16 protein-coding genes are annotated in these 14,622 nt (G+C 58.0%); 8 read left to right on the forward strand and 8 right to left on the reverse strand.

The window, feature by feature from the left end:
* Positions 1-283 precede the first annotated feature (283 nt).
* Positions 284-616 (forward strand): DUF2502 domain-containing protein, encoded by a 333-nt coding sequence (locus tag ACJ8J1_RS02015; RefSeq protein ID WP_033643938.1) that lies wholly within the window; start codon positions 284-286, stop codon positions 614-616.
* A gap of 4 nt (positions 617-620) precedes the next feature.
* Here ACJ8J1_RS02015 and ACJ8J1_RS02020 read toward each other — a convergent pair whose 3' ends face one another.
* The 3 genes from ACJ8J1_RS02020 to ACJ8J1_RS02030 form a co-directional block, all read right to left on the reverse strand.
* Positions 621-1,355 (reverse strand): LytR/AlgR family response regulator transcription factor, encoded by a 735-nt coding sequence (locus tag ACJ8J1_RS02020; RefSeq protein WP_025303751.1) that lies wholly within the window; start codon positions 1,353-1,355, stop codon positions 621-623.
* A complete protein-coding gene (locus ACJ8J1_RS02025) occupies positions 1,352-3,043 on the reverse strand; it encodes a sensor histidine kinase (RefSeq protein ID WP_103682049.1) in 1,692 nt (563 codons plus the stop codon). The genes ACJ8J1_RS02020 and ACJ8J1_RS02025 overlap by 4 nt, the downstream gene beginning before the upstream one ends.
* Positions 3,044-3,135: 92 nt before the next feature.
* A complete protein-coding gene (locus ACJ8J1_RS02030; RefSeq protein WP_042785138.1) occupies positions 3,136-4,380 on the reverse strand; it encodes a DUF1479 domain-containing protein in 1,245 nt (414 codons plus the stop codon).
* Between the two features lie 168 nt (positions 4,381-4,548).
* Here ACJ8J1_RS02030 and ACJ8J1_RS02035 point away from each other — a divergent pair, with 168 nt between their 5' ends.
* The 3 genes from ACJ8J1_RS02035 to ACJ8J1_RS02045 all read left to right on the forward strand — a co-directional run bounded on the left by ACJ8J1_RS02035 (position 4,549) and on the right by ACJ8J1_RS02045 (position 7,073).
* On the forward strand, positions 4,549-5,088 hold the full coding sequence (locus ACJ8J1_RS02035; RefSeq protein WP_033643935.1) for a GNAT family N-acetyltransferase: 540 nt from the start codon (positions 4,549-4,551) through the stop codon (positions 5,086-5,088).
* A gap of 119 nt (positions 5,089-5,207) precedes the next feature.
* The gene (gene alaC, locus ACJ8J1_RS02040) at positions 5,208-6,437 is read left to right on the forward strand and encodes an alanine transaminase (RefSeq protein ID WP_033643934.1); all 1,230 of its coding nucleotides are present in this window, start codon (positions 5,208-5,210) and stop codon (positions 6,435-6,437) included.
* A 111-nt stretch (positions 6,438-6,548) separates the two neighbouring features.
* Positions 6,549-7,073: a cytochrome b gene (locus tag ACJ8J1_RS02045; protein WP_103682050.1), complete on the forward strand. Its 525-nt coding sequence runs from the start codon at positions 6,549-6,551 to the stop codon at positions 7,071-7,073.
* 58 nt (positions 7,074-7,131) lie between these two features.
* Here the strand turns inward: ACJ8J1_RS02045 and ypdK are convergent, their stop codons facing one another.
* From ypdK to ACJ8J1_RS02060, 3 genes are all read right to left on the reverse strand, one after another.
* Complete coding sequence (gene ypdK / locus ACJ8J1_RS02050) at positions 7,132-7,206, reverse strand: membrane protein YpdK (RefSeq protein WP_099782600.1); 75 nt, start codon at positions 7,204-7,206, stop codon at positions 7,132-7,134.
* Between the two features lie 558 nt (positions 7,207-7,764).
* Positions 7,765-8,202 (reverse strand): antitoxin HicB, encoded by a 438-nt coding sequence (locus ACJ8J1_RS02055; RefSeq protein WP_033651988.1) that lies wholly within the window; start codon positions 8,200-8,202, stop codon positions 7,765-7,767.
* Between the two features lie 83 nt (positions 8,203-8,285).
* Complete coding sequence (locus ACJ8J1_RS02060) at positions 8,286-8,738, reverse strand: DUF805 domain-containing protein (protein ID WP_033643931.1); 453 nt, start codon at positions 8,736-8,738, stop codon at positions 8,286-8,288.
* Between the two features lie 279 nt (positions 8,739-9,017).
* Here ACJ8J1_RS02060 and mltB point away from each other — a divergent pair, with 279 nt between their 5' ends.
* Positions 9,018-10,106, forward strand: a complete 1,089-nt coding sequence (mltB, locus tag ACJ8J1_RS02065) for a lytic murein transglycosylase B (protein ID WP_033632457.1) — start codon at positions 9,018-9,020, stop codon at positions 10,104-10,106.
* A 57-nt stretch (positions 10,107-10,163) separates the two neighbouring features.
* On the opposite strand, the gene ACJ8J1_RS02070 is transcribed toward mltB, so the two are convergent.
* Positions 10,164-11,315 (reverse strand): porin, encoded by a 1,152-nt coding sequence (locus ACJ8J1_RS02070; RefSeq protein ID WP_033632458.1) that lies wholly within the window; start codon positions 11,313-11,315, stop codon positions 10,164-10,166.
* Positions 11,316-11,711: 396 nt separating this feature from the next.
* Here ACJ8J1_RS02070 and ACJ8J1_RS02075 point away from each other — a divergent pair, with 396 nt between their 5' ends.
* Genes ACJ8J1_RS02075 through ACJ8J1_RS02085 form a run of 3 tightly spaced genes read left to right on the forward strand, consistent with a single transcriptional unit; the run spans position 11,712 to position 13,278 of the window.
* The gene (locus ACJ8J1_RS02075) at positions 11,712-12,002 is read left to right on the forward strand and encodes a hypothetical protein (protein WP_103682051.1); all 291 of its coding nucleotides are present in this window, start codon (positions 11,712-11,714) and stop codon (positions 12,000-12,002) included.
* Between the two features lie 46 nt (positions 12,003-12,048).
* Entirely contained in the window at positions 12,049-12,972 is a 924-nt protein-coding gene (locus ACJ8J1_RS02080; RefSeq protein WP_046687576.1) for a DMT family transporter, read from the forward strand.
* A gap of 3 nt (positions 12,973-12,975) precedes the next feature.
* Positions 12,976-13,278, forward strand: a complete 303-nt coding sequence (locus ACJ8J1_RS02085; RefSeq protein WP_033643927.1) for a hypothetical protein — start codon at positions 12,976-12,978, stop codon at positions 13,276-13,278.
* Between the two features lie 11 nt (positions 13,279-13,289).
* Here ACJ8J1_RS02085 and dsdC read toward each other — a convergent pair whose 3' ends face one another.
* Positions 13,290-14,219 carry a DNA-binding transcriptional regulator DsdC gene (gene dsdC, locus ACJ8J1_RS02090; RefSeq protein WP_033651984.1) on the reverse strand — a complete coding sequence of 310 codons (930 nt, stop codon included), beginning with the start codon at positions 14,217-14,219 and terminating at the stop codon, positions 13,290-13,292.
* Between the last annotated feature and the right edge of the window lie 403 nt (positions 14,220-14,622).

Raw genomic sequence — 14,622 nt, forward strand, 5'->3', positions numbered from 1 at the left:
GGCGGCGGATCGGGAATGAGTTGCACGACGGAAGGAATGAAATGCATTTTATGGGGCGTGAGTTGCCGTTTTTGCGCCTGAAAGCCCGTGAAATGCCGGGGGTGACACGTGATCTACATCAAAGATATCAACGATTTATTGTTAATCGCCGGTGAACGATTGTGGTGGAATTGTGAAGGATGCGTCTGAAAGGCGTAAATCGGCATTGCGCCTATAGAGCGGCGGTGAGCGCGGGGCTATGTTATCTGCGATCGGACAAGGTCCGCTCTGCAGGAGCCATGAAATGAAAAAAACGCTGTTGTTACTGGCTGCGCTGCTGGCGCTGCCGCTGGCGAGCCAGGCCGACGTCTCCATCGGCGTGAACGTGCCTGGCCTGTCGTTGCATATCGGCGATCGCGACAATCGCGGCCATTACTGGGACGGCTATCGCTGGCGCGATCCGCGCTGGTGGGCCGATCACCGCCGGTATGAACGCCCGCGCGGGTACTATTACGGCCCGCCGCCCCGGGTGATTTACTACGGGCCGCCGCGGCGCGACTGGCGCGACCGGCCGCATTACCGCATGCCGCCACCGCCGCCGCCGGGGTATTACTACCGTCCGGGCCCGCGCTGGTAAGCGCTTACAGGCGCATCAGCTTGCGGAACTCTTTCACCTTGCTGCGGCTGACCGGCACTTCAAACTCGAGATCGCTCAGCCGCAGAATGTAGGTATTGTTGAACCAGGGCACGATCTCGCGGATCTTCGCCAGGTTAACGCAGTAAGAGCGGTGGCAGCGGAAGAAATGCTCTTCCGGCAGCCTGCCGTAAAACTCGGTGATGTTCATCGGCATCACGAACTCTTCCCGGCGGGTATAGACCCGCGTCACCTTTTCATCGGCGGCGGCGTAATAGATGTCGTTGATGTCGGTAACGATGATCCGCTCGTCTTTGATCAGGTTGATGCTGTGGCTGCCGCGGCTCGGCGCGCTGGCCGGCTCCGTCGCGCCGGCGGGACGATGATGCAGCGCCTCCAGCTTTTGCAGCATGGTGACGATGCGCGCCTCGTGATAGGGCTTGAGGATATAGTCGAACGCTTCGATCTCGAACGCTTCCACCGCATGCTCTTTATAGGCGGTGATGAACACGATAGACGGGCGATGCGCGAATTTGCTGATGTTTTGCGCCAGCAACACGCCGTCCAGCGACGGGATGTTGATGTCGAGGAAAATGGCGTCGACCTGGTGAGTCTGCAGGTATTTGAGGACGTCGAGGCCATCCTCGAAGGTGGCGACGATATCGATATTGCTGTGTTTCTTGATCAGGTAGCTGAGTTCTTCCTGCGCGAGGAATTCGTCTTCCACGATAATGGCTTTCATGAGGCCTCCCCGACCGGCGGCGCGCTCGGCTCCTGATGCAGCTTGCCGCCGTTTTTGCTGATGTAGAACGCGATTTCGGTGCCCGGCTCCAGGCGGCGGATATGCAGCCCTTCACCGTACAACAGCGACACGCGGTGGTGTACGTTGAGCAGGCCGATATTGTGGCCCGGCATCTCGTTGCGCGCCACCCGATCGATGGTTTCCTGATTGATGCCGTGGCCGGTATCCTTCACCGATATTTTCACCCGGTCGCCCTGATCTTTCACTGCGATCACCACTACCCCTTTGCCCTTGCAGGGCTGGATGCCGTGCACGATGGCGTTCTCCACCAGCGGCTGGATCAGCAGACTCGGAATGCGCACCGAGACGTCGTCGTCGATGTCGTAAATCACCGTCAGCTTGGCGCCGAAACGCGCCTGTTCGATGGCGATGTAATCCTGGATCTGATGAAGTTCCTTGCGGATATCGATCAGTTCGTCGTTCAGCTCCAGGTTGTAGCGCAGGTAGCGCGACAGGTTGATGATCAGCTGGCGCGCGGTGTCCGGATTCAGGCGGATGGAGGAAGAGATGGCGTTCAGCGCGTTGAACAGGAAGTGCGGGTTAATCTTGCTCTGCAGCGCGCGCATTTCGGCTTTATCCGCCATCTGACGCAGGTGCTCGATGCGCGAAACCTCCATCTGGGTGGAGATGATCTGCGACAGCCCGACCGCCATCACTTTCAGCGTGTTGGTGATCTGGTGAGCGTGGCAGTAGTAAATTTTCAGCGCGCCGGTCACTTCACCTTTTTCCCACAGCGGCACCACCAGCTGCGAATGGATCTGCGGCGCGGCCGGGTTTTCCAGGTTGTTTTTGATGATGATTTTGCCGTGGCGAATGCTTTCGCGAGTGACGCGGCTCAGCCCTTCGCGGCCGATCGGGTAGGCTTCGCGCCCTACGCCGACGTAAGCCAGCACCTGATGGGTATCGGTGATCGCCACCGCGTCGGCGCGGATATCCTGGCGGATGATATCGCAGATGGTGGCCAGCGATTCGCTGTTGATGTTGCGGAAATAGGGCAGCGTCTTGTGGGCGATATCCAGCGCCAGCTTGGCCTGGCGCGCGGCGATCACTTCTTTCTCATCCTCGACGCTCTGCACCAGCAGCACGATCAGGCCGATGCACACCGTGCCGAGGATCATCGGCAGGGCGATCTGCGACACGATGTCCAGCCCGAGCTCGGTCGGCTTGGCCAACAGCACGATCAGCAGCATGGTGAGGGATTCGCACAGCATGCCGCCGACGATGCCGGCGCGCCAGCGCTGCTCTTTTTTGACCTTGAGGTTGATGTAACCGGCGCTGATGCCGGCGATGATGCTGGTGATAAGGCAGGGCACCGAGGTGATGCCGCCGATGTCGATCAGATAACGGTGCACCCCGGCAATGATGCCGGTGACGATCCCCACCCAGGGGCCGAACAGGATGCCGCCGGCCATGATGGCGATGACGCGCACGTTGACCAGCGAGCCCTCAACGTTGATGCCGGAGTAGGTGCTGAACAGCGCGAACAGCGAGAAGATTGCCGTGACGATGCCGAGCTCAAGCGGCGTATGGTCTTCTTTTTGCAGCAGTTGGCGGAACAGCCGGGTGCGGGTCAGGAAAAACAGACAGATCAACATCAGCGCGGCGCGATCAAACACCGCCAACAGCATTTCAAAAAAAGGGTGCACGACGGGTTCTCGCTGCGGCCTACGGATGACGGCAGTATACCACAGCGAGAGAGGCCCGTGGCTGGGGGCGGCGGTCAGCGCATCCCGAGCTGCGCTTTGCCCAGCGGCGTCAGCAGCTCGACGGTGGCGCGGCCCTCGAAATCGACCTCGAAATCGTCGGGGGCGAAGTCCGGCGGCGTTCTGCCGTCGATAAAGCTCGGCAGCTGGCGCTGCAGATAGGCGTCGTTTTTCTCGCAGCCCGGCGCGGCGGCGATGTACATCACGTTGCTGTCGAACTCGCCGTTATGTTCGTTCTCCACCGCGTGGATCACATCGCAGTGCCAAAAGACCGTGTCGCCCGGCTCCAGATCGGGAATAGGGGAAATCCCGCTTAATAAAAGGGGATGCCATTTTTCCGAGATCGACAGCGCGCGACCCGGCGCCGCATCGCACAGATCGTCATCGGCGACGTCGTCCTGCAGCGCGCGCAGCAGCACATAGGCCATGGCGTTGGCGATTGGCACCAGGTTCAGCGTGCCGGCGTTGGTGCGCTGCGGCGTCAGCGCCGTCCAGCCCTGGAAGGTGCGGAACATCGAGCAGACCGCCGGAGAGGCTATCTCGCGCACTTCGGTGCGGCCGTCGGCGGCGAAGGGATCGTACTGCTGCCAGTCGCCGGAGAAGACGTGGCGATACACATAGCGGAAGTTCTCGTCCAGCCAGCGCTCGATGGTGCCGCTGTCGACGTGCGGCGACAGGCCCAGCGACGAGGAGTTCGGCGGGCGGCGGCGGGTGCGATCGGCGTAGGTGGCGACGCGAGTCGGATCGAAATGCTGTTTGCCGTTGCTTTCGGTGGCCCACAGGCTGTTGAGAAACACCTGCACCGCATGCATGCGCGCGTCCTGCCGCGCTTCAACCTGCGGTTTTGACCAATAGATGCCGTAGATCTGTGGCTTGCTGGCGGCCAGCTTGCCGAAATAGTTGTCTTCGGCGGCGTTCTTCAATCGCTCGACGAAGTTGTTGCGATCGAGGTAATCGCCGATTTCTCGGTTCCAGCCCTCGGCTTTGGCGCGCGGAAACACCCCGCGAATAGCGCAGGCGCCGCGTTGTTTGATCAGCGCTTTTTGTTGTTCAGTGACGCGCTGCTGCAGGATATCTTCCGCGTCAATTTGCGGCACCGGGTTGTGGCCGGCGGCCAGTTCGCGGCGAATCTGTTCGACCTGGCCGCGGATGTTCTCTTCCAGCGCCTGGAATACGTCGCGATAGTTGGGCAATGCCTGGCGCAGCTGACGCTTGACGTTAACGATCGCCTGCGGAATATCGTCGATGACTAAAGAGGCCATGGTGTTCTCCTGATGCCGCGTGGGTAACGGCGGCGGGCAGTTGTAGGGAATCGGGCAAGACGTTATGGTTTTGTGGTTTTAACGTAAATGATTATCGGCAACCAATCGGGGAAAATAAAGAGATATCTTTCATTCGTAAGTTCCTCTTTTTCGTTTTTCGGAGATTTTATGAAGCTGGTCACTGAACGTCTGCAGTTACAGTCGATAACCGCCGAGGATTGGCCGCTGTTTCTGCGCCTGTACCAAGATCCCGAGGTGATCCGTTACATCTCCGATCCGCGCAGCGAAGCGGAGATCCGCGCACGGTTCGAGGAGCGCCTGCCGGTCTGGGACAAACACGGCGACCAGTGGCTGTGCCTGGTGATGCGTGAGAAGCACAGCGGAGAGGCGGTGGGCATTACCGGCTTTCGCCCGCACTGGGCGCCGTATCGGCAGGCGGAAGTGGGATATGGGAGTTTGCCTTCCGGGCAGGGCAAGGGCTATGGCAAGGAGTCGCTGCGGGCGGTGCTGGATTTTGCGGTGAACGCCTGCGGTTTTCACAAGCTGACCGCCACCGTGACCGCCGGTAACGTCGCCTCGCGCGGCCTGCTGGAGTCGTGTGGTTTCCAGCTGGAGGGCACGCTGCGCGACAACTACCGTCTGGCGGATCAGTGGTGCGACGACTGGCTGTTCGGGCTGCTGGCGGCGGAGTTTCAGAGCGCTAAATAAAAATATCGCGCAGGGTATCGACAAGCTCGTCGGCGCTGCGCTATGTTCGATATTCGGTCAGTTCGCTGGCCAGCGTCGCTCGGACGGTCCGGGCGCTAACGTCTATCGAGGAATCCCCTATGGCTGATAACAGTCCACAGCGCCGTTTCACGCGCATTGAACGCCTTCCCCCTTACGTATTCAACATCACCGCCGAACTGAAGATGGCCGCACGCCGTCGCGGCGAGGATATTATCGACTTCAGCATGGGTAACCCCGACGGCCCGACGCCGCCGCACATCGTGGAAAAACTGTGCGCCGTCGCCCAGCGCGACGACACCCACGGTTATTCCACCTCGCGCGGCATTCCGCGCCTGCGCCGCGCCATTTCGCGCTGGTATGCCGATCGTTATCAGGTGGATATCGATCCGGAAAGCGAAGCCATCGTCACTATCGGTTCGAAAGAGGGGCTGGCGCACCTGATGCTGGCGACCCTCGATCACGGCGATACCGTGCTGGTGCCGAACCCCAGTTACCCGATCCACATTTACGGCGCGGTGATCGCCGGCGCTCAGGTGCGCTCGGTACCGCTGGTGGACGGCGTGGATTTCTTCGGTGAGCTGGAGCGCGCCATTCGCGAAACCATTCCGCGCCCGAAAATGATGATCCTCGGCTTCCCGTCCAACCCGACAGCCCAGTGCGTGGAGCTGGATTTCTTCGAGCGGGTGGTGGCGCTGGCCAAGCAGTACAACGTGCTGGTGATCCACGATCTGGCCTATGCCGATATCGTCTATGACGGCTGGAAAGCGCCGTCGATCATGCAGGTGCCGGGGGCGAAAGACATTGCGGTGGAGTTCTTCACCCTGTCGAAAAGCTACAACATGGCCGGCTGGCGCATCGGTTTCATGGTCGGCAATCCCGAACTGGTCAGCGCGTTGGCGCGCATCAAGAGCTATCACGACTACGGGACCTTTACGCCGCTGCAGGTGGCGGCCATCGCCGCGCTGGAAGGCGATCAGCAGTGCGTGCGCGATATCGCCGAACAGTATCGGCAGCGCCGCAATGTGTTGGTGAAAGGGCTGCATGAGGCCGGCTGGATGGTGGAAAACCCGAAGGCGTCGATGTACGTCTGGGCGAAAATTCCCGAACCTTATGCCCATCTCGGTTCGCTGGAGTTCGCCAAACGCCTGTTGGCGGAAGCCAAGGTTTGCGTTTCGCCGGGCATCGGCTTCGGCGACTATGGCGATACCCATGTGCGCTTCGCGCTGATCGAAAATCAGGACCGTATTCGCCAGGCGGTGCGCGGCATCAAGGCCATGTTCCGCGCGGACGGGTTGCTGATGCCGGGCAAAGGCGGCGGCGCCAAATAATCCTGTCAGGCCGGACGTTTGTCCGGCCTTATTTTTTCCCGTCCCAAGGTTTTCTTCATTATTTCCCCATTATGCTCGACTACGCTGAATTTTATTTTTTGGATAGAGTGTATGAGCAACCGCTACGCGCGATCGCAAATTGTTTTACATTGGTTGACGCTGCTGATGGTGATCCTCACCTACGCGGCGATGTTGCTGAAGGATTCGGTGCCGGAGGCGTGGGCGCCGCTGGTCAAAAATCTGCACTTTAATTTTGGGGCTTCGGTTTTTGCCCTGATGCTGATTCGGCTGGCGGTGCGCACCCTCCACGCGACGCCGCCGACCACGCCGCCGCTGGAGGAATGGCAGGAAGTGGGCGCCAAGATCTTCCATTGGCTGCTGTACGTGGTATTCCTGATGTTGCCGCTGCTGGGCGTGTTAACCCTGGCCTACGGCGGGAAATCGTGGACTTTACTGGGGTGGCCGGTACTGCAATGGGTGACGCCGGATCCGGTGATGCGCAAGCTGGTTAAAACGGTTCATGAGACGCTGGCGAATATCGGCTACTTTATCATTGGCGCGCATGCGCTGGCGGCGCTGTATCACCACTACCTGCGCAAGGACGACACCCTGCGCCGCATGATGCCGGGCAAATAACGGCGAACGACGGAAACGACAAAGGGACGCTCGCGCGTCCCTTTGGCTGTGTTCCCGGTCAGGCAACCATCAACATGAAGGTGCCAACCCAGGCAACCAGCATGAATGACACGCCCATCAAAAAATATTTCACTGAACAACTCCTGTCTGGAGTCCTCGCCAGCAATGATCCCGATTGTTGTGCTGAGTGTTTTATGGGCAACCTGTTTGTCGGGCGGGTTCTTCCAAACGAAAGAACAACGTCCTCGCGCGCGGGTTGTCCGGTTGTCGCGCCTCATGCTCCGTGAGGTAAAATCCGAACCGCGACAGGATCGGCGCTAATGTACTCTCAATACTGGTCTGATTTCAATACTGTGTTTTTGATCACAATTTTTGGCTGTTTTTTGAACAGGGTGCGCTGTTTTATAACGCTTTTTATCGGCGGGCGACAGGAACTAGCCCGCCGTGGCGGGCTGTAAAATAAGGGATGAAGCAATGCAGCGGCAGGCGCTCAGGCGACGGCGTTGATGCCGGTCGCCAGAATGACCCAAAAAACGAGACAAGACAGCAGAATAACGGCCCAAATATGACGGCGACTCCACTCCATTTTTAGCCTTCGTTGTTGCGACAGAGGATTAGGTAACGATCACATCGGCGCGAATGGAGGAAAATTTAGCCCCTGCGGGTAATATTTTGCTTACCTGTTGCTAACTTATTGGCAAACTTCACTTATTGTCACGCGCACGTCGTAGCCCAACAGATACAGCGCCTGCTCCAACGCTTCCACCTTCGAGGCGTAACCGATATCCAGCAACCGCTCCATTTGCCCGCCGTTGAAACCCAGCTTGCGCGCCAGCGCCGCTTTACCGGTGTTTTTGCGCAGCATGGCGTTGTGCAGTTCGATTTTCAGCGCCACCAGCGCCGGCAGGTGTACCCTCAACTCATCGGCTTGCAGAGGAGAAGGGGCGGGCAGGGGCAAACCTTCATCCATCGTGGCGGCGATGGCGGCCAACAGGCTTTCCTGCGCCTCCAGTTCGATGTCTTCGCGTTTATAGCAGGCGGTTTGCCACTCGGGGAAGTCGCGAAAACCGATCTGCCAGGCGTCGCTGTCGCGATCGAAGGCGTAATGGGCGAAGTAATGGCTGAACATGGCGATCCCTGATTAAAACCTGAATGAGGCGCTATTGTGACGGCACGGCCGGCGGATAGCCATAGCCTTGAGCGGAATGGCGCTCAATCGGTCTGTTCACGCGGCTTGCGTCGCAGCCCGTCGGGCGGCAACAGCAGGGCGCAGACCATGACTGCCAGACTGAACAGCGGCAGCCAGCGCGCTACCGGGCCGGGGGAGTAGTTGTTGAGCACCGAGCAAACATAGCACGCTACGGCCAACGCCCAACCGGGCAGGCCGATATCGTTGAGTCGGAATGCGGTTTTGGCCATGAACCACGTGACCAGGCCGAAACAGAACAACGCCCACACCATAATGCACAGCAGATACAGCAGCACCGAGACGAATTCGGCGCCGTCGCCGTGCGCGTGGGCGCGAAAATGGTTTTTATCCAGATAGGTCGACAGAAACGACAGCAGCACGATACCGATGGCGAAGATCGCCAGCGAGAAAATAAACGGTTTGCGCGAGATGCGCCCACGGTACAGGTCTTTGGCGAGTTGTCCGAGAGATTCCATCACAGTCCATTGTCGTGATCATTGCGGCGATAGCCGGGTGGCAAGCAGTCGGGCATTTTATCGGGGCAAACGTGGGCGTCAAGGTGATAACTTTTCTCATTTAGTTGCGGTTGAGATTCAGCGCGGCCGCACCGGGCGTTCTTTGCCCGTGCAAAACGTCACAATTTGGCACGTTTGGCTACCTGACGCGGTCATTGGCGGCATAATCCTGTTTGTTCGCGTTGAACAATGCATTAACATAACTCCCACTTATCTCTTGCATGGCTATATGGATATCCGATGCGTCACCTGGTTGCGCTTTTACCGCTGATTACCTTGCTTGCTGCCTGTAGCAGCACGCCGAAACCCAGTACCACCGCTACGCCGCAGAGCGCCCCGGTAAAGGGCGGCTTTTTGCTGAGCCCGGCGCACAGCGGCGCGCCGCTGGGTGGGGATTTCGCCAATAACCCGAATACCGCGCGCTTTATCGAGAAGATGGTGCAGGAACACGGTTTTGACCGGCAGCAGCTGCACGACGTGCTGGCGCAGGCTCGGCGATTGGATTCGGTGCTGCGGTTGATGGACAGGCAGGCGCCGACGCCGTCTACCCAGGGGCCAACCGGGCCGAATGGCTCCTGGCTGCGCTACCGCAACAAGTTCATCACCCCGGATAACGTGCAAAACGGCGTAGTGTTCTGGAATCAATATCAGGATGCGCTGCAGCGCGCCTGGCAGGTGTACGGCGTGCCGCCGGAGATTATCGTGGGGATTATCGGCGTGGAAACCCGTTGGGGCCGCGTAATGGGTAAAACCCGCATTATCGATGCGCTGGCGACGCTGGCCTTCGACTACCCGCGCCGCGCCGATTACTTCGCCGGTGAGCTGGAAACCTTCTTGCTGATGTCGCGCACCGAAGGCGACGATCCGCTCGAGTTGCGCGGTTCCTTCGCCGGTGCGATGGGCTACGGGCAGTTCATGCCTTCTTCCTTCAAAAGCTATGCGGTCGATTTCAACGGCGATGGGCATATCAACCTGTGGGATCCGGTCGATGCCATCGGCAGCGTGGCCAATTACTTCAAAGCGCACGGCTGGTCCAAAGGCGAGCCGGTCGCCATTCAGGCCAACGGCCAGGCGCCGGGGTTGGAAAACGGCTTCAAGACGCGCTACTCGGTCGCCGCGCTGGCCGAAGCCGGCTTGAGCCCGCAGGGTTCGCTTGGTGATAACCAAGAGGCCAGCCTGCTGCGGCTGGATGTCGGCACCGGCTACCAGTATTGGTACGGTCTGCCGAACTTCTACGTCATCACCCGCTATAACCACAGCACCCATTACGCCATGGCGGTATGGCAACTGGGCGAAGCGGTCGGGCGCTCGGCGCGCGGCGGCTTCTGACGCTGTGTCAATAAACGAAAAAGGCCGCTTGCGCGGCCTTTTTTGCATTCTGAGCAATCAGAAATCGTAGCGCAGACGCACCACGGTCATATCGCCGAGGTTGTCGGTGCTCGATGTTAGCACGTGCTCCACGTCAACGCGGAAACCGTAGTCAAACTGTACGGTCACCCCGAGGCCGTTATCGATGCGCTGGTAGTTGCGGCCGGTGATGTATTCCAGGCGGTCGCCCATGAAGTACGGCATCACCGATTTCACCGCGTACTGACCTACCGGCACGGTATAACCGGCCAGGTATTCGATACCCCACGCATCGCCGGCGAAGTAATTATTGACGTCGGCTTTCTTGGTGGTCAGGAAGTCGTTGTAGTAACCGCCGCCGAAGGTCAGGGTCCAGTTGTCCGGTTTCCAGCTGATGGCGGTGCCGAAAATGTTCTGATCGTAGCTTTTGCTGCCGCTGGTGGACGGGTTGCGCATTTCGGCGCGGGTGTAGTTCCAGGCGGTGCCCCAGGTCAGATCCGGCGTAATATGGTAATCCACACCCAGAGAGCCGCCGCCTTTGCGCTTGTAGCGCAGGCCGTTGCCCGGCAGATAGTCGCTGTCGCTGAACAGGTACGAAGCGTAAACGTCCGCATCGCCGAAGCGGTTCTTGTACTTCAGCATTTTGCGTGAACGGTAAGAGCCGTCGTAGTCGCCGTTAATGCCGTTGCCCGGCGCCTGGGCCAGCATGTCGTAGTCCCAAATATCAGTCTTGGCGCCCACCACGTCATAATAAACGCTGTTCTGCTGACCGAAGGTCATCTGGCCCCAGGTGTTGCTTTTCAGGCCGGTGTACAGCATGCGGCGGCTGGTGTTTCTCGCGCCGTCGGCATAGTGATGATCCCAGTCAAACAGCGCCGGAATGTTCACGCCCAGCTCGTAGTAGCTGATCCAGCTGATATCGTCGAACAGATAGTAGTCCGCCGCGAAACGGAAGCGGGTGCCGCCGTCGAAGCCGTTACGCTTGTACGAGCCCTTGTCACCGTCGCCCGTCATGTTGTTGAACTGCGGACGAATACTGCCGCCAACGGTGAAGTTCAGGCGGCTGAGCGGATCGCCGGCCTGTGGATCTTGCTTCAGCAGGGTGATTTCCGCCTGAGCGGCGAACGACGCGCTGCCGATCGCCAGACCCAGCGCCACCGCTTGAGTCATTACGCGCAATTTCATTGCCATGTGTTATCCCTGTTTTAGGTATGACCGCCCTCATCAGCACCGCCATGCCGATGTTTTGCGCAGAAAGCTGCGTTTTTGCGCATTTTGACGGTTTTTTTTGGTGTTTTAGCGGCGGGCGGCATTTGTAGCATAAACGGTGAAATAAATAATTACTTTTCTTGCTAATTATTGGCCGGTTTTTGACCATTTCGTGCGGTGAAAGTGGCCGCTCTGCCTCTCTCTCCACTCGGATGAATTCATTTAACGCCAAGGTTTATATTTTTCATTTGTCAGTCACCAACCCCAGCCTGTAATTTCAGCCATGAAGAGATAATTAATTCCAGCCTGTCACCGCCGTATTAACGTGAGGCATTTTTGCGTAATCGGTTGGCAGGAATAAGCGATTGGGAGGTCGCCATGAGAAACCTGTTAATGTTGTTGGTGGGGCTGTTTTCATTACCGGTGATGGCGGCGGAGTCGCACGTCTGCCATTCTCAAGCTTATGATTATGCAGAGGTTAGTAAGCTAAGGTTGTCTGACGACACTCTGTTTTTCTGCCGCGGCGTGGGGCGCCTGACGATCCCGGAATTGGCGCGAAAAGGCTGGAAGGTGATTCACCTGGCGCAGCAAACTGAATATACCGACTCCGTCGACAGCGATGGCGAAGTTATTAAGCTTTATCAGGAAATCGTGGTGTATAAAGAATAACGCGACGGCAGCCTGTGATTATTTCAACGGCGGCGGGAACCCTATTATGAATGCAAGAATCGGTATCGACGGCAGGGCTGCCGCCGCCATGGTGATGCTATGCGCCATTTGGGGGATGCAGCAGGTGGCGATCAAGGCCGCTGAACCGGATGTGTCGGCGGTGCTGCAAATTGCCATTCGCTCCGGTCTTGCCGCGCTGGGGGTTTACCTGCTGGCGCGCTGCCGCGGCGAGTGCTTCACCTGGGATCGTGCCACGCTGAGCGCCGGTTTGAGCGTAGGGGCATTGTTCGCGCTGGAGTTCTTTTTTGTCTCCGAAGGGCTGCGCTATACCAGCGCTTCGCATATGGCGGTGTTTTTGTACACCGCGCCGCTGTTTTCCGCTCTCGGCCTGCATTTTCTGATTCGCCAGGAACGCCTGTCGTCGGTGCAGTGGCTTGGCATGCTCATCGCCTTTGGCGGCGTGGTGTTGGCCATATCGGGCATGGCTGAGGGCAGCGGCGCTGCAGCTCGGTTGAAGGGCGATCTCTACGGTCTGCTGGCGGGGATCGCCTGGGGCGGTTCTACGCTGGTGATCCGTACCACGCGTCTGGCGGAGTGCCCGGCTAAACAGACGCTGCTGTTCCAGTTGACGGGCGCCTGCGTGCTGCTGTCGTTGCTGGCGATAGCGTCGGGCAATTTGCACGTCGTTCTGAGCCGGGTGGCCTGGAGTAGCCTGCTGTTCCAAACGGTGATCGTGTCGTTTTTCAGTTACCTGATCTGGTTTTCACTGTTGCGTCGTTATCAGGCGTCCTCGCTGGGCATTCTCACCTTTATGACGCCGGTATTCGGCATCCTGGCCGGCGTCGTCATGCTCGGCGAGCCGCTGCAAATTGAGTTTGTATTGGGTGCCGTGCTGATCGTGCTGGGGTTAATCGTGGTGAGTTGTTCATATCTTATTTATTTTGACCGTAGGGTGGCACCAAAAATATAAATTATGGATGTTGATGTACAGAATTACCAAATAAGCTGCGCAAGCCAATTCATTATTCAGATGCAAATATCCCGCTATGCCTGGGGCGTGCCGTTGATTACGCTCAGCGATAACGGTGACTTTACCGTGATAAGAAGCCGAGGTTGGTCGAAATTGGCTAACGGGATGCCGCTGGAGGTTTATTACTTTGCCAATAATTCCCTGCTGACCTGGGATAAAAATCGCAAATATATCTCTTATTCAAAGGCCGGCCGGCTCTATGCCTGCGCGTTGCATTTTTCTTATTCTCCCAAAGTATGGCGATAACCCTCTGGCCATCAGACCAGAGGGGATATTTTCATTATCCACTGCTTAAACGCGAGGATCTTCGGCCACTGCCGCTCGGAGATGGTCGAGGTAAAATAGCAGTGTTCGCAGGGCACGGTCATATCGGCGAACGGAATGATCAGCTCGCCGCTTTTGATCCAGTCCTGCACCAGATTAAGCCGCCCCATGGCGACGCCAAGGTGCCGCGTAGCGGCCAGCACCGCGAGATCGGAACGGTCGAACTCCATACTTTTACTGTCGGTATCCAGCCCCAGCGCAAAGTGTTGTGACCAGGTTTGCCACTCATCTTCGCCGGAGTTGTAGCGATCGTGCAGCAGCGTACAGTGAGCCAGGTTTTCCGGCGCATCATACAGATTGTGTGCGGCGGCGTACTGCGGCGTGCAGATCGGCACCATCGATTCCTGCATAAAGGCTTCTTCCAGATGCCGCCCCGAGCGCAGTTTGCCGAAGTACATCGCCAGATCCACGCCGCGGTTGGCCAGGTTGATGATTTCCTGCCCGGTCAGAATGTTGAGGTGAATGGTGGGGTGCTGGGCGATAAAATCGCCGATGCGCGGCAGCAGCAGACATTGCACCAGGGACGGGTGCGAGTAGAGGGTCAAGGTCCCCGTCAACTCGCGATTTTTGATGTCCAGGATTTCCTGATTCAAGGTGTTGAAGGAGCTGTCCAGCGCCCATTGCATGCGCTCGCCCTCCGGTGTCAGCGTAATTCTGCGATGAAAGCGTTGGAATAGCAGAAACCCCAATTCCTTTTCGAGCAAATTAATGCGGTGGCTCACGGCGCTGGGGGTGATCGACAATTCTTGTGCCGCCAGCGCAAAAGATAAATGACGGGCGACGCATTCGAAAGTATGCAGCCTGGAAAATTGATAGCTGGTCAGTGGGGTCGCCCGCTGCGAATGTTTTTTACTGGGGAACATGCTATTTCTCCGTGCGCATAATCCGGCAATATTAACATTTAATGGCTCGAGGGATAAACCCAGCCTGATTGATATATTCGGTTTTTATGCCGAGGGATTTCGTTATGTTGAGGGTAAATTAACTTACTGGCATAACAAGCGGAAATAACAGGCGCTGGGGGCGTTGATTGAGAGGGCGATGATAATCAGCAATAGGATGAATATAATAAAAGAGGTGCCGTTAAGCCGCGAGTAAAGGCGGTGTGCGACAGCCTGAACGATAAAGGCTCATGTTCCATGCGGGATATAACGGTTTCGCCATAATAATCCGTGGCATGGCGACGCAGAGCACGCGTTAAGCCCGGATGCCAACGAGAGGGAGGCAGCAATCCCCCGCCTGGCCAAAGAACCGTGCCCGGTGGCT

Source organism: Serratia sp. CY37869 (assembly GCF_052168895.1).
Lineage (GTDB): Bacteria > Pseudomonadota > Gammaproteobacteria > Enterobacterales > Enterobacteriaceae > Serratia > Serratia ureilytica.

What these genes read in the sequence shown, in the direction of transcription:
- ACJ8J1_RS02060 (WP_033643931.1), bottom strand. Translation starts at nt 8,738, where the DNA reads ATGGAATCTCTCGGACAACTCGCCAAAGACCTGTACCGTGGGCGCATC.
- ACJ8J1_RS02025 (WP_103682049.1), bottom strand. Translation starts at nt 3,043, where the DNA reads ATGCTGTTGGCGGTGTTTGATCGCGCCGCGCTGATGTTGATCTGTCTG.
- ACJ8J1_RS02055 (WP_033651988.1), bottom strand. Translation starts at nt 8,202, where the DNA reads ATGTTCAGCCATTACTTCGCCCATTACGCCTTCGATCGCGACAGCGAC.
- ACJ8J1_RS02035 (WP_033643935.1), top strand. Translation starts at nt 4,549, where the DNA reads ATGAAGCTGGTCACTGAACGTCTGCAGTTACAGTCGATAACCGCCGAG.
- ACJ8J1_RS02070 (WP_033632458.1), bottom strand. Translation starts at nt 11,315, where the DNA reads ATGGCAATGAAATTGCGCGTAATGACTCAAGCGGTGGCGCTGGGTCTG.
- ACJ8J1_RS02080 (WP_046687576.1), top strand. Translation starts at nt 12,049, where the DNA reads ATGAATGCAAGAATCGGTATCGACGGCAGGGCTGCCGCCGCCATGGTG.
- ACJ8J1_RS02085 (WP_033643927.1), top strand. Translation starts at nt 12,976, where the DNA reads ATGGATGTTGATGTACAGAATTACCAAATAAGCTGCGCAAGCCAATTC.
- alaC (WP_033643934.1), top strand. Translation starts at nt 5,208, where the DNA reads ATGGCTGATAACAGTCCACAGCGCCGTTTCACGCGCATTGAACGCCTT.
- ACJ8J1_RS02045 (WP_103682050.1), top strand. Translation starts at nt 6,549, where the DNA reads ATGAGCAACCGCTACGCGCGATCGCAAATTGTTTTACATTGGTTGACG.
- mltB (WP_033632457.1), top strand. Translation starts at nt 9,018, where the DNA reads ATGCGTCACCTGGTTGCGCTTTTACCGCTGATTACCTTGCTTGCTGCC.
- ACJ8J1_RS02030 (WP_042785138.1), bottom strand. Translation starts at nt 4,380, where the DNA reads ATGGCCTCTTTAGTCATCGACGATATTCCGCAGGCGATCGTTAACGTC.
- dsdC (WP_033651984.1), bottom strand. Translation starts at nt 14,219, where the DNA reads ATGTTCCCCAGTAAAAAACATTCGCAGCGGGCGACCCCACTGACCAGC.
- ACJ8J1_RS02075 (WP_103682051.1), top strand. Translation starts at nt 11,712, where the DNA reads ATGAGAAACCTGTTAATGTTGTTGGTGGGGCTGTTTTCATTACCGGTG.
- ACJ8J1_RS02015 (WP_033643938.1), top strand. Translation starts at nt 284, where the DNA reads ATGAAAAAAACGCTGTTGTTACTGGCTGCGCTGCTGGCGCTGCCGCTG.
- ACJ8J1_RS02020 (WP_025303751.1), bottom strand. Translation starts at nt 1,355, where the DNA reads ATGAAAGCCATTATCGTGGAAGACGAATTCCTCGCGCAGGAAGAACTC.